The organism is Pedobacter sp. FW305-3-2-15-E-R2A2 (assembly GCF_038446955.1).
In the GTDB taxonomy this organism is placed as follows: domain Bacteria; phylum Bacteroidota; class Bacteroidia; order Sphingobacteriales; family Sphingobacteriaceae; genus Pedobacter.
In genome coordinates, this window is record NZ_CP151803.1 from 1679947 (window position 1) to 1701339 (window position 21393).

Annotated in this window: 11 protein-coding genes; all 11 read left to right on the forward strand. The window is 44.0% G+C overall.

From position 1 onward, the window contains the following. The first annotated feature begins 23 nt into the window (after positions 1–23). The 11 genes from AAFF35_RS07030 (at position 24) to AAFF35_RS07080 (ending at position 21389) form a co-directional block, all read left to right on the forward strand. On the forward strand, positions 24–3377 hold the full coding sequence (locus tag AAFF35_RS07030) for a TonB-dependent receptor (RefSeq protein WP_342331705.1): 3354 nt from the start codon (positions 24–26) through the stop codon (positions 3375–3377). Positions 3378–3387: 10 nt separating this feature from the next. Further along, the gene (locus tag AAFF35_RS07035; RefSeq protein ID WP_342331706.1) at positions 3388–5019 is read left to right on the forward strand and encodes a RagB/SusD family nutrient uptake outer membrane protein; all 1632 of its coding nucleotides are present in this window, start codon (positions 3388–3390) and stop codon (positions 5017–5019) included. A 29-nt stretch (positions 5020–5048) separates the two neighbouring features. Then, complete coding sequence (locus tag AAFF35_RS07040; protein ID WP_342331707.1) at positions 5049–6185, forward strand: SusE domain-containing protein; 1137 nt, start codon at positions 5049–5051, stop codon at positions 6183–6185. Between the two features lies 1 nt (position 6186). After that, complete coding sequence (locus AAFF35_RS07045) at positions 6187–7341, forward strand: glycoside hydrolase family 76 protein (RefSeq protein WP_342331708.1); 1155 nt, start codon at positions 6187–6189, stop codon at positions 7339–7341. After that, positions 7341–8432 (forward strand): glycoside hydrolase family 76 protein, encoded by a 1092-nt coding sequence (locus AAFF35_RS07050; RefSeq protein ID WP_342331709.1) that lies wholly within the window; start codon positions 7341–7343, stop codon positions 8430–8432. Before AAFF35_RS07045 ends, AAFF35_RS07050 begins: the two co-directional genes overlap by 1 nt. Before the next feature lie 188 nt (positions 8433–8620). Beyond that, a complete protein-coding gene (locus AAFF35_RS07055) occupies positions 8621–10453 on the forward strand; it encodes a sugar-binding domain-containing protein (RefSeq protein ID WP_342331710.1) in 1833 nt (610 codons plus the stop codon). A 28-nt stretch (positions 10454–10481) separates the two neighbouring features. Continuing rightward, the gene (locus AAFF35_RS07060) at positions 10482–12944 is read left to right on the forward strand and encodes a DUF4965 domain-containing protein (RefSeq protein WP_342331711.1); all 2463 of its coding nucleotides are present in this window, start codon (positions 10482–10484) and stop codon (positions 12942–12944) included. Next, positions 12944–14107, forward strand: coding sequence for an aldose epimerase family protein (locus AAFF35_RS07065; protein WP_342331712.1), 1164 nt, complete (start codon positions 12944–12946; stop codon positions 14105–14107). Before AAFF35_RS07060 ends, AAFF35_RS07065 begins: the two co-directional genes overlap by 1 nt. 24 nt (positions 14108–14131) lie before the next feature. After that, on the forward strand, positions 14132–16651 hold the full coding sequence (locus AAFF35_RS07070) for a DUF4965 domain-containing protein (protein ID WP_342331713.1): 2520 nt from the start codon (positions 14132–14134) through the stop codon (positions 16649–16651). 326 nt (positions 16652–16977) lie between these two features. Continuing rightward, positions 16978–18303 (forward strand): IPT/TIG domain-containing protein, encoded by a 1326-nt coding sequence (locus AAFF35_RS07075; protein ID WP_342331714.1) that lies wholly within the window; start codon positions 16978–16980, stop codon positions 18301–18303. Positions 18304–18320: 17 nt separating this feature from the next. Beyond that, complete coding sequence (locus AAFF35_RS07080) at positions 18321–21389, forward strand: TonB-dependent receptor (protein WP_342331716.1); 3069 nt, start codon at positions 18321–18323, stop codon at positions 21387–21389. The last annotated feature ends 4 nt before the right edge of the window (positions 21390–21393 follow it).

Genomic DNA, 21393 nt, shown 5'->3' on the forward strand with positions numbered 1-21393 from the left:
TATAAATTAAACTTAACGACCAAATGTATAAAAAATTTACTGCATCAAGCAGGTGGGATTCCTGTGTAAAGCTCAAAATTATCCGTATGATCAAACTGGTGTGTGTTCTATTTTTCCTTGCAGTTTTACAAGTGAATGCATCGACTTACGCACAGAAGATCAGTCTCCATTTTGAGAATGCCCCAATGGAAGAGGTCCTGCAGACCATCAGGCAACAGAGTGGTTATGACTTCCTTTATGGCATACAGTTGCTCAAGACGGCAAAGCCGGTTTCCTTATCGCTAAAAGATGCTTCCATCGAAGAAGCATTGAAAAGCTGTATGAAAGGCCAGCCCTTCAGCTATCAGATCAATAAAAAAACCGTCACGATTACGCCCTTAACTGGTAAAACCGGCGATCCGGTAGTCTTTCCGGTGAAAGGTAAAGTAAGTGATACTAAAGGCACGCCATTGCCCGGCGTTAATGTCAGGTTGAAAGGCACGAACATAGGAGCAGTGACCGATCAGAACGGACGCTTTAACCTTAGCCTTCCAGACGGTTCCGGAACACTGTCATTCAGCTACCTGGGCTTTGAAAGCCAGGATAAGCCGGTAAATAACCAAAACGAATTGAACATCACCCTGATTGAAAACATACAATCATTGAATGATGTGGTGGTAGTCGGTTATGGAACACAGAAGAGATCGAGCCTGACCGGTGCCGTGGATCGCATTAATGCGGCGGCTATTGAAGGAAAGCCGGTCATGAATGTGACTCAGGCCTTACAAGGCGTTTCTCCCAACCTGATCGTTCAGCAGCGTAATGCAGAACCAGGCGGCGCAATGAACCTGAACATCAGAGGGGTAGGCACAATGGGCGACAATAGCCCTTTGGTGGTCATAGATGGTCTGGTTGGTGGCGACATCAACCTCCTGAACCCCTCCGATATTGAAAGTGTTTCCGTATTAAAGGATGCAGGGAGTGCCGCGATTTATGGTTCCAGGTCCTCCAACGGAGTGATCCTGATCACCACTAAACAAGGAAAAAAGGACTCGGGAATGAAAATCGTCTTGAATGGCATGGCTGGTATACAGGTGCCACACATTTTGTATAAACCGGTTAAAGGATATGAAAATGCCATTCTCAGAAATGAAGCCAATGTAAATGCAGGTCTGACCCCCATTTATAATGCGGCCCAGATCAGAGACTTTCAGAAAAGAGGAGATGAGGAATGGTTTTTAAACTCCATCCTGAAAAATTCCCTGCAACAAAATCACAATGTCAGCGTATCGGGTGGAACGAGTCAGTCGACCTACCTTGTTTCCATGGGTTATGTCGATCAGCGAAGTAACCTCGTTGGCCCCGATTATGGCTTAAAAAGATACAATTACCGGATCAACCTAAATAATGAATATGGTAAATTTAAACTCAACTCGATCTTATCTTATGTGAAATCTCAGATCAAAGATCATGCTTCCAGTACTTCGACTTTAATTGTAGATGCGGGAAGGGTACCTACGATCTATAAACTCCAGGATGAGCAGGGCCGATACCTGACCAATGAAGTCCTGTCGGAATTTAATCCTTTAGGAATTTTAAGAAATGGAGGGTACCGTAAATATGACAACGACAATCTTTTCGGAAGCCTGAATGCCGAGTTTGCCGCCACAGACTACCTTAAATTAAGAGCGGTGCTTGGCGGAACGTTAACGGCAAATCACTTATTTGCAAGAACAATGCAGGTGAACTATTTTCCAAAAGGCATTTCCGGTTCAGACCGGAATACCGATGATGTAAATGATAAAAACCTTTTCCTCAATACTCAGTTTATGGCTGAGTTCAATAAAACTTTTAATAAAGACCATCAGGTAACGGCCCTGGTGGGGATTTCCAATGAATCTGCTGATAATAAAAGCAATGCCATTTACCGGAAATTTACAGATCCGGAGCTGGGGACCCCAACTTCAGAAACGGTGATCAATGCGACTTCCACAAACAGCAATCAACGTACTTCGGAAAGTAGCTTGAATTCATTATTTGGTCGTGCAAACTATGCCTATAAGGATAAGTACTATACGGAAATCAATTTCAGGGTGGATGGATCTTCCAAATTTAGTAAACAAAACCGATGGGGATTTTTTCCGGCGATCTCGGCGGGATATCGTTTGAGTCAGGAAGATTTTATGCAGGATTACCGCAACCGGGTTGGTGACCTGAAGATCAGGGGATCTTATGGGATTCTGGGGAATCAGAATGTAGGTAATTATCAATTTCAGACCACCTATTTTAGTTTCCCCAATGCGTATAGTTTCGGTAATAAATCTGTTAGTGGTACCGGCTTTACCTTTGCAAATCCAGATATCCGCTGGGAAAGAGCAGCGACTTTTAACATGGGCGTTGACGCTTCCTTCTTTAAGAATAAGCTGACGGTTTCTTTTGATTACTTTAATAAAATAACCAGGGACATCCTTGTGCCACCAACGGTGCCGGGCCTCTTTGGAACTTCATTGCCGGATTTTAATGCGGCTAAAATGCAGAACAAAGGCTGGGAACTAAGTGTGAACTACCACATCAACGCGGAGCATTTTAAACACCAGATCGGATTTAACATCGGCGACTCGAAAAACAAGGTGCTGGGTTACGAAGGAAGGGAGAAAATCTCCAGCTCAGATGAGATGCAATACATCATCCGTGAAGGATTGCCTTACAATTCTTATGTCGGACTGAAAACGGATGGATACTTCCAGAACATTGACGAAGTAAACAATGGACCGGTACCCGAAGGTTTAACGGTCGTTCCCGGAGATATCCGCTATGTGGATGTCAATAAAGATGGCGTAATCAACGACAGGGATCGTTTTGTTTTGGGGAATGCTTTTCCGAGATACACCTTTGGCATCACTTACGCGATGAGTTATCAAAACTTTGATTTAAGTGTCTTTATTCAGGGCGTAGGTAAACGGAATGCATTTATACGCGGGGAGATGGTAGAACCTTTCCATTACAACTATGGACAGGTGATGTATCAGCACCAGCTGGACTATTGGACACCAGTTAATCCCAATGCCCGATATCCCAGATTAGCAGCCAATGGCAGTCAGTCGAATACCAATAATTTTAGAAGAGGATCGGATGCCTATTTGTACGATGCGGCTTATGCGAGGCTTAAAAATGTACAGGTTGGCTATTCTCTATCGCCGGGACTGGCTAAAAAGATGGGCATGCAGAAGCTGAGGATTTATGCGACGGGGCAGAACCTGCTGACGCTGTCTAAACTGAAGTTCCTGGATCCGGAGAACACTGAATTTAGCAATAATTTGTCCAGTAGTGGCGCCAATAGCGCCAGAGCCTATCCGACTCCTGTATATGTGGGAATGGGGCTTGATGTTACTTTTTAATCGAATCGATATGAAATTATTTATCATAAAAATAAGCTTGTCCGTACTGTTTCTGGGATGCCTTGTTTCTTCCTGCAAGAAGCTGGACCTGGTACCCACAGATCGTTTTACGGACCTAAACTATTGGACCACCGCAGAAAAGGCGAATGGTGTCCTTAACACAGCCTATTCCCAGATGTTCAACAACAACCGGTTTTTTCTGAATGAAGCACTGTCGGATAACGCTTATAGTGGCCGGGGCGATGGGGAAGGTGTGGCTTCTATTGCTGCAGGAATCTATGATGCTTCGCTTGGACGCATTAAAAATGAATGGAACGACCATTATACCGGGATCAAAACCTGTAACCTGTTTATGGATAATGTAGATAAGGTCCCTGGTATGGATCCCGTGCTGAAAGCAAGAATGAAAGCAGAAACCCGTTTCCTCAGGGCTTTCCAGTATTTTCAACTGATGACCTGGTATGGAGATGTACCACTGTTTGATAAAGACATCAGCCTGGAAGAATCGCTGAAAATCGGAAGAACACCCCGTGCACAGGTCCTGGAATTTATTCTTAAGGAATTGGATGATGCCATTGCTGCGCTGCCTTTAAATACCGCATATGCCGATGCAGATAAAGGAAGGATTAGTAAAGGTGCTGCTTTAGGACTTAAAGCGAGGGTCTTATTGTATGAAGGCCGCTGGCAGGAGGTCGCCAATACCTGCGAGGCCATCATGAATGGCAACAATGGAACTTATGGCTTATTCCCTTCTTACGAAGGTCTTTTTCTCCCAGCCAATGAGTACAATAAGGAAGTATTGCTGGATTTGCAGTATGTTCCGGTAGACAGGACCTATAACAACCTGTTCGATTTAGCGCCTATCTCTGTTGGTGCAAGATTGAACGCGATGTCGGCCACACAGGAGCTGGTGGACAATTACCTGATGAGCAATGGTAAATCGATTGCTGAAACGGGCTCTGGTTATGATGCGGAGAATCCTTATGTGAACCGGGATCCAAGGCTGACCTATACCCTGGTGTACCACAATTATAAATGGAAGAATCCGGATGGGAACATCAAAACGATTTATATCAAACCGGGAACAGATCCGGATCAGAGTCAGAAGATGGACGAATATGCAGCCGGTGGAGTGAGTTCTCCTACAGGCTATTACCTGCGTAAATATTACGATCCTACTTCGCTGGCGAATTTCGTATCCGGATTAAACCTGATTCTGATCCGTTATGCAGATGTATTGCTGATGTATGCAGAGGCGAAAAATGAACTGAATGAAATGGATGGCAGCGTATGGGCTAAGACGATAACGGCCTTGCGAAACAGGGCCGGATTTGTAGATCCTGCAGCACTTGATTTCAATGCAGGTTTGGGACAAACAGGACTGCGGACCGCCATCCGTGTAGAAAGGAGATCAGAACTTGCCATGGAGGGGCTCCGTATTTTCGACATCAGAAGATGGAAAACCGCAGATCAGGTGTTAAACGGATGGGCACATGGTGCCAAATATGGACCTGCTTCTATTGATGGAGGGTATATCCGCGCAAATCAAAGGGTCTTTGACAGCAATAAACACTATTTATGGCCTGTTCCCAGGGATGAAAGAGCTTTAAATGCGAATCTTTCTCAAAACCCGGGCTGGTAATTTATTCACCTTAATTAATTCAACATCACATGCAACATTTCATATATAAAGTTTCCTTCATAGGTCTGCTGATCTTCACTGTCATCACAGGATGTAAAAAAGATAAAGGCCTTGACCACACTCAGGTTTCCGCAGTAAACACACTTTTTGCTCCGGTAAATGATGTATTCGTAAAATTAGATCCCAAGGCTGGTACCATGGATTTCCAATGGGAACAGGCCAGGGCAGCAGACAATGGCGTCGTCTTATACGAGGTTGTTTTTGATAAACTGACGGGTGATTTTTCAAATCCTTTATTCAGCTATGCTTCGGAAGGGAATGGCTTGTACAATAAGCTGAGTCTTTCCCATGCAGAATTGAATAAGATCGCGGCCAGCGGAGGCATCGAGCCGCTCAGCAGCGGAAAGATCAAATGGACGGTCCGTTCGTCGAAGGGGATCAATGTTCAGCAATCGGCACAGGTACGTACGATAGAGTTGGAACGTCCGGCTGGCTTCTCGGAAATCCCTGCAGACCTTTACTTAACGGGATCGGCTACAGAAACAGGTGCTGAGCTTTCCAGTGCCAGGCAGTTTAAAAAAACGGCGACTGGTGTATTTGAGATTTACAGCAGGATCAAAGATGGTACCTACAACTTTGCAGAGCGCAACAGTGGTACACCTAAAACTTTTTCTGCTGAGAACGGGAATCTTAAAAATCTGGGACAGATTACGGCCACAGGAGGGACAAAGGTTTACCGGATTAAAGTAGATTTTAACAGTGCTTCGGTGACTTATACTGAAATTACTTCAGTTGGCTTATTCCTGAGTGGCGATAATAAAGTCATCATCGACCTTCCTTATACAAACAACGGGCAATTTGTGGCGACGGACGCTCCGGTTGCCTTTAAGCAGGAATCATGGGGTAGAGATGAACGTTATAAATTTCAGGTAAAAGTGAAAAATCCCGATGGAAACAGCGCTACCGAATGGTTGGGTAGTGTAAATAGCGATAACCAGCCGCCAACAGCAGATACCCCGGCTCCCTATTTTTACATTTATGCGGTCAACAATTCTCAATATGATTTCGCATTCAAGTTTATCAAGGCTGCGGACAATAAGAAAGTAGATGTGAATTTAAAGCTAAATGCAACATCAGCTTATACCCATACTGTTACTGTTAAATAAGATGAGAAAGTTAACCAAACTGATCATGGTAGCCGGCACATTTGCCGGCTCCATGTTACTGAATTCATGCGAGAAGGACGTGTTTCCGCTTTACAACGAGGCGATTGTGCTAACGAGCTACAATTACAACGGACTGGCAGATTCCTTACAACGACAACTTTATAGTACTTATCTGTCCTCCAATGGAAATTACCTGATACAGGACAACCAGGGCAATACCACTTTTCATTACTGGCCCAATGCACATGTCTTGGATGTCCTGGCGGATGGCTTTCTGAGGACTAAAGATCAGGTTTATGTAGCAAAAATGAAGGCTTTGCTGAATGGCATTAGGCTGCAAAATGGCAATGCCTTTCCGAATGATTTTTATGATGATATGGGTTGGTTGGCCTTGTCGTCCCTGAGGGCCTACGACGCGACTAAAGAGGAAGCCTATGTTCAGGCGACGAATATTTTATGGGCGGACATGAAAAAAGGAATTACTGAGGTGCAGGGTGGCGGCATGGGATGGAGTAAGGGGAAGCCAAACTTCAAAAATACACCAGCCAACGGACCTGCAATTATTCTGGCGGCGAGGTTATACCGCCTGCAGAACAAAGCAGAAGACCTGCAGACTGCCAAAACGCTTTATACCTGGCTAAAAAGTACCTTGGTAGAACCGGTTACCTTTACCGTATGGGATGGAATTAACTATGATGGTACCGGCGTAATTTCGAAGAATAAGTATACCTATAATGTAGGGTTGTTTATGGGTGCCGGATTGGAGTTGTATAAAACAACCAAAGAGAAAACCTATCTGGATGATGCAGTTAAAACGGCAATTGCGGGCATCAATGATGTAGAGTTGGCTCCTGGTGGATTGATGAAAGATGAAGGACAGGGAGACGGAGGTTTATTTAAAGGGGTATGGGTTCGTTACCTGAATTTACTGGTCAATGAACCGGATGTTCCTGTAGCGGATAAAGAGAAGCTGATTAAATTTATGAAATACAATGCGCAGACCTTGTATAAACAGGGGATCAGCAGACCTGGATTGTTAATTAGCCCGGCCTGGAATAAAGCGCCCCAAAGTAAAACAGACCTGACCACTCAACTGAGTGGGATGATGTTAATAGAAGCGGCAGCACAATTAAGTGCGGCCGGAATTTTGAAATAATGAGGAATAGAAGAAAAATTATATTTACTGTTTTGGTGTTCATGACCGGGTCTGTAACACCAGCTGCTTTTGCACAAAAGTCTGATTTTGAGCAGCATGTTTCGGATATCAATAACAACATCAATCTCCGGCTGAAAGACGGGGAAACAGGTCTCTATTTTGAAACTACGGATGCGGTACAGAAAGAAAACCCACATTCCTGGTTATGGCCGCTTTGTGCGCTGGTACAGGCAGCCAATGAAATGGATGTCTTATATCCTAAGCAGGAACACCTGAAGCCGGTAGTGAAAGCGATTGATCAGTATTATAGTGAAAAAGCGCCGGTAGCTTATCAGGATTATGTGACCGCAGAGCGGCTAAGTTCCCGTTTTTATGACGATAACCAATGGGTCGCTATTGCTTACCTGGATGCCTATAATCGCACTAAGGAGAAACATTATCTGAAGAACGCGATCATGGTCTATGATTATATGATCACAGGAATGGACGATAAAGCAGGTGGTGGTCTGTATTGGAAGGAGGGAGACTTTAGCACAAAAAATACCTGTTCCAATGCACCTGCAGTATTGGTGGCTTTGCAGTTGTATCGGGTTACAAAAGAAAAGAAGTATCTGGAAACGGCTTTGGCAGTGTACAACTGGACCAATAAAATGCTTCGTTCTCCGGAAGGCCTGTTCTATGATCATGTGAAAATACCCGGTGGCGAAATCGACCGCAAGTTCTATACTTACAATGCTGGTGCGATGCTTCAGGCCAATGCTTTGTTGTATAACATCACCAGGAATAAAAAATATCTGCTGGAAGCACAACAGATCGGCAAAGCGTCAAAAGACTATTTTTATAAAAACAATCGCTTACCCGGACATTATTGGTTTAATGCGGTACTGTTGAGAGGCTGCATCGAACTGTACAAAATCGACAGGAATCAAGACTGGATCGATATTTTCAGAAATGAGGCGCAACGAATCTGGACAGCCGAAAGGGATGGAGCGAACCTGATTGGAAAGAATACACAAAAGTCTTTAATTGATCAGGCCGCAATGCTGGAGATCTATGCCCGCCTGATACAGTTAGAAAAACAAGTTAAATAGTTTTCGGCATTTTAAAAGCAGTAGGATTAACCCTTACCGTTTTGTTAACACGATTAATAAAACGGTAAGGGTTGTTTTTTACGGTCTCATTTTTAACTAAATAGAGACGAAATGAAGAAATTATGATACAAAACTATAGAATGATATAAAGGTAAAAGTCCAATATTTGGTAACCAAATTTAAATTCTATGAACAAACTTCTATCTGTCGCAGTGCTGTTGCTGCTCGGTTATTCTTCATTACATGCGCAAGAAAAAAAATGGACGCTAAATAAAGATAGAATTGTAACGCCATGGGCAGAAAAGGTAAATCCTAAAGCGCCCCTGCCGGATTATCCCCGCCCACAATTGGTACGTTCACAAAACTGGAAAAACCTGAACGGCTTATGGAGTTATGCCATTACCCCTAAAGACCAAAAAGATCCTGTTAATTATCAAGGAAGTATTCTTGTACCCTTTGCAGTAGAATCGGCCTTGTCCGGTGTAGCAAAAACGGTAGGTAAAGACAGTGTATTATGGTATAAAAATACCATTACCATTCCTGCTGCCATGAAGGGTCAGGAAGTATTGCTGCATTTTGGTGCGGTAGACTGGCAGGCCGAAATCTTTGTGAACGGCAAAAGCGCCGGTCAGCATCAGGGAGGTTTTGATCCTTTTACCTTTAACATTACCAGCCTGCTTAAAAAAGGAGGAACACAGGAAATCAAAGTCCGGGTCTGGGACCCAACAGATGAAGGACCACAACCCAGAGGCAAACAGGTCAGAAAACCGGAAAGTATTTGGTATACCCCGGTTACCGGCATCTGGCAGACGGTTTGGCTGGAAGGCGTTCCAAAAACACATATCATTGCGACTAAACAAACTCCGGATATCGATGCAAAAACACTTACTGTAAGCGTAAACGTGGAATCTGCCCAGCCGGGGGATCAGGTGAGGATTACTGCATTTGAGGGGAAACATCAAATTTCCCAAAAAGAAGCAGCGCTTACGGAGCAGCTTTCTTTAACCATAGAAAATCCAAAACTATGGTCCACAAAAACACCTTTCTTATATGATCTGAAAATTGAATTGTTACGCAAAGGAAAGGTCATTGATCAGGCTGACAGCTATTTTGCAATGCGTAAATCATCGATGGGCAAGGATCAGAATGGCATCCAGAGAATGCTGCTTAACAACGAATTTCTCTTTCAATATGGTCCATTAGATCAGGGCTGGTGGCCGGATGGTTTATATACTGCGCCTACAGAAGAAGCCATGATCTTTGACATCATCAAGACCAAAGAAATGGGCTTTAATATGATCCGGAAGCACATCAAAGTAGAACCGGCAAGATGGTATTACGAATGCGACAAATTAGGGATGCTGGTATGGCAGGACATGCCTAGCGGTGACCTTGGTAACCATTGGGAACCTAACCTTGGCACAATGGGAGGGACGGATAAGAACCGTACTCCGGAATCAGAAGCGATGTACCGCAAAGAATGGAATAAAATCATGGAGGTCCTTCATAATTTCCCTTCAATTGTAGTCTGGACGCCATTTAACGAAGCCTGGGGACAATTTAAAACCAAAGAGATTGCAGAATGGACTAAAGCAAAAGATCCTTCCAGACTGGTAAACAGTGCAAGCGGAGGCAATCATGTGATCACCGGAGATATCGTGGATTTACACCATTATCCGGAACCAAAAATGCCAAGGCCAGACCTTTTTGGCCCTACACATGCCATCGTTTTAGGTGAATTTGGCGGACTGGGGCTACCGGTCCCGGGCCATACCTGGAAAGAAAAAGACAATTGGGGGTATCAATCGTTCAAAACTGCCAATGAGCTTTTCGATAAGTATGATTCCTTTATCCGAAGCATCGAAGGTTTAATCAAAAAGGGATTGTCTGCGGCGGTGTATACCCAGACCACCGATGTAGAGCAGGAAACGAATGGACTGATGACCTACGACAGGATCTTAAAACTGCCTGAAGCAAAAGTAAAAGCGGCTAACGACAGATTGTACCTGATCACGCCCTAATTTTTATTAAAAACACACAACCAAACATATGAAACAATTATTTATTACTTTAGGTTTATCGGCTATGCTGTGGAATGCTTCCGCTCAGGAACGTACTGCCCCATCCTATCCTTTAATTACTCACGATCCTTATTTTAGCATTTGGTCTGCTACAGATCAGGTCAATCAATCTGTTACCAAACACTGGACAGGTGCAGAACAATCATTAACAGGCATCATTAAAGTAGATGGTGTCCCTTATAGCTTTTTAGGGGCAACGTCAAAACCTTACGCCAATGTACTGCCAACATCCGACGATGAAGATTATCAGTTCAGTTATACGGAGTCTGCCCCGGCAGCAAATTGGAACAGCATTGACTTTAAAGAATCTGGATGGAGATCTGGCGGAGCTCCCTTCGGTGATGTGGTCAACGGTGCAGGTACCGCATGGACCTCAAAGGAACTTTGGGTTAGGAGAACTTTTGAACTGAGCAACCCTGCACTAAAAGACCTGACCTTAAAACTAAACCACGACGATAATGTGGAGGTTTTCTTAAATGGAGACTTGGTGTATAGCTTTATCGGCTGGACGAGTAACCGCTTTTCTTATATTCCCTTAAAGGATGCCGTATTGAAAAACCTTAAAAAAGGTAAAAATGTACTCGCCATCCACATCAAAAATACGGTTGGTGGCGCATGGCTTGATGCCGGACTGATTTCCAGTGCGGTACCTGTAAAGCAAATTGCTCAGGCGCAACAAAAAGGGGCTAAGGTTACAGCCACTCAAACGAATTATGAGTTCAAAGCAGGAGGGGTAGATCTTTCCCTGACCTTCAGTTCTCCCTTATTGATGGACGACCTGCATTTGATCTCCAGACCCATATCTTATGTGACGTATCGCGTAAAATCTAACGACAAAAAACAACACGAAGTAGCTGTACTTTTCAATGCTTCAACGAATATTGCAGTGAATACGACCGGACAACGTGTAAAAGTGACAAAAGCAAATGCGAAAGGTCTGGCAGTACTGAAAGCAGGAACGGTGGATCAGCCGGTCATGAAGAAATCGGGTGATGACCTCAGGATAGATTGGGGTTACCTGTATGTGGCCGCTCCATCTGCAGCTTCGACCAGTCAATATGTAGTTCCATTAAAAAATGCAGTTGATGACTTTGTGAAACCCAATAACGCGGCCAGACAAACAGCTGCTACGGGCACTAAATTATCATTGAGTACCCTGCTTTCTTTCGGACAGGTAGGAAGTTCAGCAAAAGAACAATACCTGATGCTTGGATATGATGACCTGGAGTCGGTTCAATATTTTGGAAAAAACCTGAAAGCATACTGGAATACCAATGGAGACAAATCTTTCGAAAGTGAGTTGATCAGTGCAGCAGAGCAATACAAACAGATCATCAAAAGATGTGATGATTTTGATGCAAAAATGTACAAAACTGCATTGGAAGCCGGAGGCGAGAAATACGCTAAGCTTTGTGTATTGGCGTATAGACAGGCCATTTCCGCACACAAACTGGTGAAAAGCCCGGAGGGCGACTTGCTGTTCCTTTCCAAAGAAAATTTTAGCAATGGATCGATCAATACGGTAGATGTGACTTATCCTTCTGCGCCACTCTTTCTTGCTTATAATCCGGATTTGCTGAAAGGCATGCTCAACGGAATCTTCTATTACAGTGAAAGTGGCCGATGGAAAAAACCTTTTGCAGCACACGATCTGGGAACTTACCCTTTGGCAAACGGACAAACTTATGGGGAAGATATGCCAGTGGAAGAATCCGGCAATATGATCATTTTGACGGCTGCCATCGCGAAGGTGGAAGGAAATGCGGAGTATGCCAAAAAGCATTGGGAAACGTTAAGCATCTGGGCAGATTACCTGAGCAAAGAAGGATTTGACCCGGCCAACCAACTCTGTACGGATGATTTTGCAGGTCACCTGGCCCGCAATACGAATTTATCGGTGAAAGCGATCGTTGCCCTGGGTAGCTACGGCATGCTTGCGGAAAAATTAGGTAAAACGGAGATCGCAGAAAAGTATAAAAATATGGCCAAAGAAATGGCGCAAAAGTGGATTCAGATGGCCGATGCCGGAGACCATTTCGCCCTGACCTTTGATCATAAAGATACCTGGAGCCAAAAATACAACCTGGTATGGGATAAGGTGCTGAACCTGGATATTTTCCCTGAGGCGGTATATCAAAAAGAAATCAAATTTTACCTGAATAAACAAAATGCATTTGGCCTGCCACTGGACAGTCGCCGGACCTATACCAAATCAGATTGGATCATCTGGACGGCAACACTTACCGACAACCGCGCTGATTTTGATAAACTGGTAAACCCGGTGTATAAGTTTGCTCTGGAAACCGAAGACAGGGTTCCGTTGAGCGACTGGCATGAGACAACGAATGGAAAACAATCCGGTTTCCAGGCACGTAGTGTAGTGGGTGGGTATTCTATAAAATTATTGGATCATATGTTAAATAAAAGGTAATGAAAGCATATTTAAAACAAACCATCCCGGCTTTAGCATTAGGAACAATGCTCTTCGCAGTTGCCTGTAATTCTACAACGCAAAAATCCGCTCCTGTTGTTTCAGATACCACTGGTATTTCAGCACAAGCTTTTGAGAAAGAGATAGATGGTAAACCGGTCCACTTGTTCAGCCTTAAAAATAAATCCGGATCGAAAGCATTGGTCAGCAATTTTGGCGGCCGGCTGGTTGGATTATTTGTGCCCGATAAGGAAGGTAAACTGATAGACGTTGTGGCTGGATTTGACAGCATTGAAGGATATCAGAATTCAACGGAGCCCTATTTTGGGGCAACGATTGGGCGCTACGGAAACCGCATTGCTAAAGGGCGCTTTACCTTAGATGGTAAAGCCTACCAGATTTTTACCAATAATGGAACGAATACCTTACATGGTGGAAAAAAAGGTTATCAGGATGTTGTTTGGGATGCCACACAACCTGATGCGCAAACTTTAGAACTACGTTACCTATCCAAAGATATGGAAGAGGGTTTCCCCGGGAACCTGAATGTTACCGTTACCTATATCTTAACCGACGACAATGCGCTTAAAATCAGCTACAAGGCTACTACTGATAAAAACACAGTGGTAAACCTTACAAACCATGCTTTTTTCAACCTCAATGGATCGCAAAGCGGAAGTATCTTAAACCATTTACTCCAAATCAATGCAGATAAATATACCCCTGTCGATTCTACCTTAATTCCATCCGGTAAAATAGAAGCGCTAAAAGACACGCCCTTTGATTTTACACAAGCGAAAACAATAGGAAAGGATATCGAAGTTAAAAATCTACAATTGGAGAACGGGAAGGGATACGACCATAATTTCGTCTTAAATCCACACCAAATAACTGATCCTGTTGCCATCGTTACCGCTGATAAAACCGGAATTGTAATGAGTGTTTATACCGATCAGCCTGGTTTGCAGTTTTACAGTGGAAATTTCATGCAAAGTAAAAATACGATGAAAGGAAATCATAAAGATGATTTCAGAACTGCTTTTGCTTTAGAAACCCAGCATTTTCCCGATAGCCCAAATCAACCGTCCTTTCCAACTACGGTACTAAAAAAAGGAGCGGCTTATCAAAGCCAGTCCATTTATAAATTTTCAGTAGCCAAATAACCATTGAAAAGATTCCCTAAAAATATGATCCGTCAAATTTTAACCTTTATTGGTGCAGGACTTACTTTGCTGTCTGCTCAGGCTCAGCAAAGTAAAGCCCCTTCCTATCCTTTAATTACGCATGATCCTTACTTTAGCATCTGGTCCAATACAGATCAGTTGAACCAATCGGCAACGACACACTGGACCGGTGCAGAACAGGCACTCGGCGGATTAATTCAGGTAGATGGAAAAACCTATCGTTTCATGGGCCATACGGAGAAAGTTTACAAAGCGATATTGGCCACTGCAGATGAAAAAGCCTATCAGTTCAGTTTTACGGAGAGGGCTCCAAAAGAGGATTGGAATGCACCTGATTTTGACGCTTCCGCATGGAAATCAGGAGCTGCACCTTTTGGAGATCTCTGGGCTCAGGCGGGTACAGAATGGAAAAGCAAAAAGCTTTGGGCAATTAGAAACTTTCAGCTTAATGACCGTATTCCAGAAGTGATGTATCTGAAAATCAATCATGATGATCGTGTTGAAGTATATCTGAACGGCCTGCAGATTCTTGGTAAAGAAGGATTTACAGCAGGTAAATACTTATATGTTCCCATAAAAGGAGTAGCCTTAAAAAGCCTGAAGAAGGGAAAGAATGTCTTAGCCATTCATATTGAAAATACCGGCGGCGGCCAATGGCTGGATGCAGGCCTGGTGACGGATGATCCTGCAAATAATGGGAAAATAGCTCAGGCGGTGCAGACCAACCGGATGATCAAAGCGACACAGACGGAGTATTCATTTAAATGCGGAGGTGTAGATTTAGACCTTACTTTTACTTCCCCCTTGCTGATGAATGATCTTGAACTCATTTCCAGACCGGTATCTTACCTTACTTACCGGGTTAAATCCAATGATAAAAAGAAACATCAGGTCAGCGTTCTTTTTAGTGCAGCATCGGATCTCGCGGTAAATACGCCTAGTCAGGAAATTGAAGCGGAATCGGTAAATGTGCAGGGATTATGCGTTTTAAAAGCCGGAACAACTGCCCAGCCGGTATTGCAAAAAACCGGAGATAATGTGCGCATAGATTGGGGATATGCATATGTGGCAGTGCCGCAATCACAAAAAAGTTCCCAGTTTATCGCAGCAGCAAGCGGGACTCCGGCGCTGTTCCAATCGGGAAGTAAAAGTCTGAACAGGGATAAGGCCAGCGGAATAAACACAAATAAAGTTAAAGGAACAAAGTACGCGCTGAATACCGTGTTGGATTTCGGTCAGGTAGACGATAAGACAAAGCAGCAATTTGTGATGCTGGCTTATGAGGATCTGGAATCTGTACAATATTTTGGTGAAAACCTGAAAGCCTGGTGGACCAATGGTGGCACAAGAACCTTCAGCTCCCTGCTTCAAAAATCTGCGGATGAATATGCTCAAATCATAGAGAAATGTAATGCTTTCGATGCCCAAATGTATGCTGCTGCGGTACAATCCGGAGGAGAGAAATACGCGGGCTTATGTGTCATCGCTTACCGGCAAGCCATTTCTGCCCATAAACTGGTGAAGAGCCCAAAAGGAGAATTGCTGTTTATGTCAAAAGAGAACTATAGCAATGGCTCTATTCATACGGTAGACATTACCTATCCATCTGCTCCGCTGTTTCTGGCTTATAACCCGGAATTGGTGAAAGGTCTGATGAATGGAATATTCGAATACAGTGAAAGTGGAAGATGGAAAAAGCCATATCCTGCGCATGATTTGGGAACTTATCCTGTCGCAAATGGACAGACTTATGGGGAAGATATGCCGGTAGAGGAATCCGGGAATATGATCATCACTACGGCGGCCACGGTCAAAGCGGAAGGCAATGCGGCCTATGCTAAAAAACACTGGTCTACCCTAAGTATATGGGCTGAATACCTGAGTAAAGAGGGATTTGATCCCGGAAATCAATTGTGTACGGATGATTTTGCCGGACACCTGAACAGAAATGCAAATTTATCAGTCAAAGCGATTGTTGCACTGGGGGCCTATGGCTGGATGGCACAGGAACTCGGAGAAACAGCAACTGCTGTGAAGTATACGAATATGGCCAAAGAAATGGCTAAGAAATGGGCGGAACTGGCCGATGATGGCGATCATTATAGCCTCGCTTTCGGTCAGAAAGGAACCTGGAGCCAGAAGTATAATTTGGTATGGGATAAATTGCTAAATCTTGGACTATTTACTAAAACGGTTTATGATAAAGAGGTGAAGTATTATTTAGGTAAACAGAATAAGTATGGCTTACCCCTGGATAGCCGTAAATCTTATACCAAATCGGATTGGGTGCTCTGGACTTCGGTGCTGGCCGACAATCGTGCCGATTTTGATGCTTTTATAGATCCGATTTATTTATATGCGATAGAAACACCTTCCCGCTCCCCAATCAGCGACTGGCATGAAACAAAAGATGCTGTTCGTCAGAATTTTACTGCAAGGAGCGTGGTGGGTGGATATTTTATAAAGCTATTGGAGCATCAATGGAACCAGCATAAAGAAGGAAATACCCATACAAAGAAGTAGCCCTGAAAAGCTTTTTCAATCCATATTGTTTAAATGAGGTGATGAAGCAGAGGAAGTTTAAACGTGGTGAGCGACAAAATTAAGTTGAATTCAAAAGAATAACCCCAATATATTAAACCAAGCCAAATCATGAACAGCAACTGTTATTTCGGAAACTCAACTTAGCAGGTTAACCTTTCGTTAACTCCTGCAGAAAAGCTTCTGTGCGTTTTTATTAAATGTTTAATCGACGACCTATTTCGGGTTGCCAGGGATTGTATTGCACAAATTCTGAGCCCGGATGAGCCGTCAGTTAACGAGCTAAATCACTAACCAAATAAACAAATATGAATAAAAATTTTACCCTCCTAAAAGTGCATATCAGGATATGCCTTTTTTTTCTTGCACTCCTTTTCTTCCTTTGGGGATGCAAGAAAGAAAGTGGACAAGCTAAGCAGGTCTACGATCCAAATAAGCCCATTGAAATGACACGTTTTCTTCCGGATAGTGGAGGAGTAGGTACACAAATGGTGATCGAAGGTGGCAACTTCGGAACGGATACCTCGATGATTAAAGTATTCGTCAATGACAAACGTGCACCACTTATAGGTGCCAGTACCTCCGCATTGTATGTGTTGGTTCCTTCCCGCGCCAACAATGGTCTGGTAAAAGTACAGGTGGGCAAGGGCGATCAGGTTCAGGAAACGATTTCAAAGAATGAATTCAGATACCTTTTCAGACCGGCGGTAAGCACGCTGGTGGGCTTTACAGATAAAGATGGAAGGACCGCAATTGTAGACGGACCTTTCGAAAAAGCCCAGTTTGAAGAACCTTACTGGATGACATTTGATCAGAACAAAAACATCTATTTACTGGAGCAACGCAGGGGATTACGGTTCATTAATATGGCAAAAAGAGAGGTTAAAACCTTGTTCAGGACGGGTAAAGGAATGGACAGACCCAGAACCCTTTCCTTCAGTCCGGATTGGAATACCTTATATGTGACCAATGACCAGTGGGATGAAAGAGGCCTGAGTACGGCCGCTTTGACACCCGCTTCCGGTTTTACCGAATGGAACTCCCTGATCTATAACAGAACCACTAACGGTGGGGCTGCGCATCCGCAGACAGGAGATTATTTTTACAACAGCTATGTAAAAGGTGAGGTATTTAAATGGAACAAAGAAAACAATGTTTCGGAGTTGTTATTCCGGGTGGACGACAATAACTGGGAGTTTAACATCCAGTTTGCACCGAGTGGGGATTTCGCTTACATCGTTGTGGTCAATCAACATTATATTCTGAAATCAAGGTATAACCGCCAAACGAGGAAACTGGAGGCTCCGGTACATTTTGTTGGAGGCAGAGGCCGTGCGGGACACAATGATGGGGTGGGCGTAGATGCCAGGTTCGATCAGCCTCATCAGGGGGCATTCGATGAAAATGACAATTTCTATGTGGCCGATATCTTCAATCATTGTATCCGAAAAATAACTCCGGAGGGGGTGGTCAGCACTTTTGCAGGCAGGCCGCGCAGTGCGGGTTATGCAGATGGAGCGCTTAGGGATGCACAGTTTGATCAGCCCTATGGGATCATCTACGATTCAGCAACAGGTACCTTCTATGTGGCTGATCTGATAAACCGTCGCATACGCACAATTTCCATCGAATAACCTAAAAACGCCTTAAAATGAAACTATATTATATCACATTACTTCTGCTATTCTGCAGCATAAGCATTTATGCGCAGGGCGATATAGAGGTAACAGGAACTGTAAGAGACCTGAACAATAAACCAATTCCGGGAGTAACTGTGGTCGTAAAAGACCGTCCCGGACTGGGAACAATGACGACCGAAGCCGGAAAATATAAAATCAAAACCGGAATGTATAGCACGCTGATTTTTTCCTATCTGGGTTTCGAAAAACAGGAAGTTCAGGTAGCGGGAAAAACCGTCATTTCTATCCTGCTAAAGGAAAGTGAGGCCAATGTCCTGACGGATGTAGTGGTCACAGGGACAGGAATCCAGAAAAAGGTGACGGTAACCGGAGCGATTACCACCGTGAACGTAAAAGATCTGCGGACACCAACAGGAAATATCACTAACGCTTTGGCCGGAAATGTGGCCGGTGTGATCGCCATGCAGGGATCCGGAGAACCGGGAAATAACCGGTCCGAATTCTGGATCCGCGGGATTTCTACTTTTGGCGCCAATACGGCGGCCCTGGTCTTAGTGGATGGATTTGAACGGGCATTTAATGAAATTAATGTCGAGGATATCGAATCCTTTTCCATTCTGAAAGATGCTTCTGCTACCGCAATTTATGGGTCAAAGGGCGCAAATGGAGTTGTCCTCATCACCACTAAAAAAGGACATGCAGGGAAAATCAATATCAATGGTAAATCCGAATTCGGTTACATGACCCGGACGAGAACACCGGAATTTGTGGATGGACCAGCGTATGCCGCCCTGGTGAATGAGGCAAAGGTGACCCGTAATCAGGAACCCATGTATTCAGACATCGAACTGATGCTTTTTAAAAATGGTCTGGACCCAGACCTGTACCCAAATGTAAACTGGCAGGACGTCATGCTGCGCGATGGAGCCAATACTTACCGTGCCTCGGTTAACCTGGATGGTGGGGGATCAACCGTTCGCTATTATGTGTCGGGAAGTTATTTCAACGAAGGAGGGATGTACAAATCAGACCAGTCGCTGAAAGACTATAATACCAATGCGAATATGACGAGGTCAAATTACCGGGCCAATATAGATATGGACATTACCAAAACCACCTTATTGAAACTGGGCGTTTCCGGATTTTTGGAAAAGCAAAATTTTCCAGGCATCACCTCAGGAATATGGAATTCATTGGTGGGGCAGTCGCCGGTATCCACACCTATTTTGTATTCCAACGGCCTGGTTCCTGCATTTGGTACCGGCGATCGCACCAATCCCTGGGTGATGGCCACGCAAACAGGATACAGGGAGTATTGGAAAAATAAAAATGAGATCAATGTTACCCTGGAACAAAAGCTGGATTTTATCACCAAAGGTTTGCAGGCAATTGGCCGGTTTGCCTATGATACCAATAACGACAATAACATCAACCGCTTAAAATGGCCGGAACAATATAATGTAGAACGCAGAAGGGATCGAGATGGCAACCTGATCATGAAAAGGATCACCCCGGAAAGACTGATGTTCCAGGAATCGAATGCCTGGGGAGAACGGATCAATGTACTCGAAACCGATCTGATCTATAATACCGTGATCAACGAAAGACATAATATAGGTGCTTTAGTTAAGTACAACCAGCGTGAACAAAGGGAAACCTCTAACGTTGGCGGAGACATCATCAAGGGGATTGCCAGACGTAATATGGGCGTATCCGGTCGCTTAATGTATGGTTACCGAGACCGCTATATGGCAGAATTTAACTTCGGCTATACCGGTTCAGAGAACTTTAAAGTAGGCCACCAGTTCGGGTTTTTTCCTGCCGTTTCGGTAGGTTGGAACATCTCTGAAGAAGCTTTTCTGAAGAAAAATGCGAAGTGGCTGGATCTTTTTAAAGTCCGCTATTCTTATGGTGAGGTCGGTAATGATAATTTTGGTGCCAATCGTTTTCCTTACCTGAGTGAGATCAAGGAAAGAGCGGGATACAATTTCGGAGAGAGCATTAGCCCTAATTATTACGCGGGATTGTATTACTCCCAGGTCGCCTCTGATCAGCTGACATGGGAAGTGGCAAAGAAGCATAATTTAGGCTTTGACATGAACGTGCTGGGGAATCTGTTCTCTTTTAGATTAGATGTATTTAAAGATACCCGGGAAAAAATATTCAAACGTAGAGATCATTTGTCTGACATGGTCGGTGTGCCAAGCAGGCCCTGGGCAAACGTTGGAAAGATGGAGTCCAGAGGTTTTGACGGACAGTTTAATGTGAACAAACGCTTTAATAAGGTAGAGCTTACTTTACGTGGGAATGTCACTTACTCCAAAAATAAAGTGCTTGAATTTGATGAAGAGGCAAATAACTTACCTTATCGGATGACTCAGGGATTTCGTTACGAACAGGCGAGAGGACTGATCGACCTAGGCTTGTTTCAATCTTATGAAGAAATCAGAAACAGTCCTAAACAGATGTTTGGCGAATATATGCCGGGCGATGTCAAATACAAAGATGTGAATGGCGACGGGATCATCAACGATGACGATGTGGTGCCGATTGGTGCATCGCGTGTTCCCAGCATGATCTATGGATTTGGTTTTTCTGTATTATGGAAAGGTTTTGACATTAACATTCATTTACAAGGTGCCGGAAGCTCTTCTTATTTTATAAACGGGCCAAGTGTTTATCCCTTCGCAGAGGGAGCCTGGGGAAATGTGCTGACAGATCTGGGTAATCCTAAAAACCGCTGGATTTCGAAAGAAATTTCAGGTGACCCGGCAACGGAAAATCCCAATGCCAAATACCCGAGATTAAGTTACGGTGGTAGTGGCAACAACTACAGGACATCTACCTATTGGCTCAGAGATGGTGCTTACCTGCGCCTGAAAAATGTGGAGCTGGGTTATACCTTGCCCTCCCGATTGACCTCATCCATTCATATCAACAAGGCCAGGGTATATGTCATGGGCTATAACCTTGCGGTCTGGGACAGCCTGAAAATCTGGGATCCGGAATTGGGTAGCGGCGATGGAATGAAGTATCCGATCTCGAAAACAATGACCTTAGGATTAACTGTAAATTTTTAAATCA

What these genes read in the sequence shown, in the direction of transcription:
- AAFF35_RS07030 (WP_342331705.1), top strand. Translation starts at nt 24, where the DNA reads ATGTATAAAAAATTTACTGCATCAAGCAGGTGGGATTCCTGTGTAAAG.
- AAFF35_RS07080 (WP_342331716.1), top strand. Translation starts at nt 18,321, where the DNA reads ATGAAACTATATTATATCACATTACTTCTGCTATTCTGCAGCATAAGC.
- AAFF35_RS07065 (WP_342331712.1), top strand. Translation starts at nt 12,944, where the DNA reads ATGAAAGCATATTTAAAACAAACCATCCCGGCTTTAGCATTAGGAACA.
- AAFF35_RS07040 (WP_342331707.1), top strand. Translation starts at nt 5,049, where the DNA reads ATGCAACATTTCATATATAAAGTTTCCTTCATAGGTCTGCTGATCTTC.
- AAFF35_RS07060 (WP_342331711.1), top strand. Translation starts at nt 10,482, where the DNA reads ATGAAACAATTATTTATTACTTTAGGTTTATCGGCTATGCTGTGGAAT.
- AAFF35_RS07045 (WP_342331708.1), top strand. Translation starts at nt 6,187, where the DNA reads ATGAGAAAGTTAACCAAACTGATCATGGTAGCCGGCACATTTGCCGGC.
- AAFF35_RS07050 (WP_342331709.1), top strand. Translation starts at nt 7,341, where the DNA reads ATGAGGAATAGAAGAAAAATTATATTTACTGTTTTGGTGTTCATGACC.
- AAFF35_RS07055 (WP_342331710.1), top strand. Translation starts at nt 8,621, where the DNA reads ATGAACAAACTTCTATCTGTCGCAGTGCTGTTGCTGCTCGGTTATTCT.
- AAFF35_RS07075 (WP_342331714.1), top strand. Translation starts at nt 16,978, where the DNA reads ATGAATAAAAATTTTACCCTCCTAAAAGTGCATATCAGGATATGCCTT.
- AAFF35_RS07035 (WP_342331706.1), top strand. Translation starts at nt 3,388, where the DNA reads ATGAAATTATTTATCATAAAAATAAGCTTGTCCGTACTGTTTCTGGGA.
- AAFF35_RS07070 (WP_342331713.1), top strand. Translation starts at nt 14,132, where the DNA reads ATGATCCGTCAAATTTTAACCTTTATTGGTGCAGGACTTACTTTGCTG.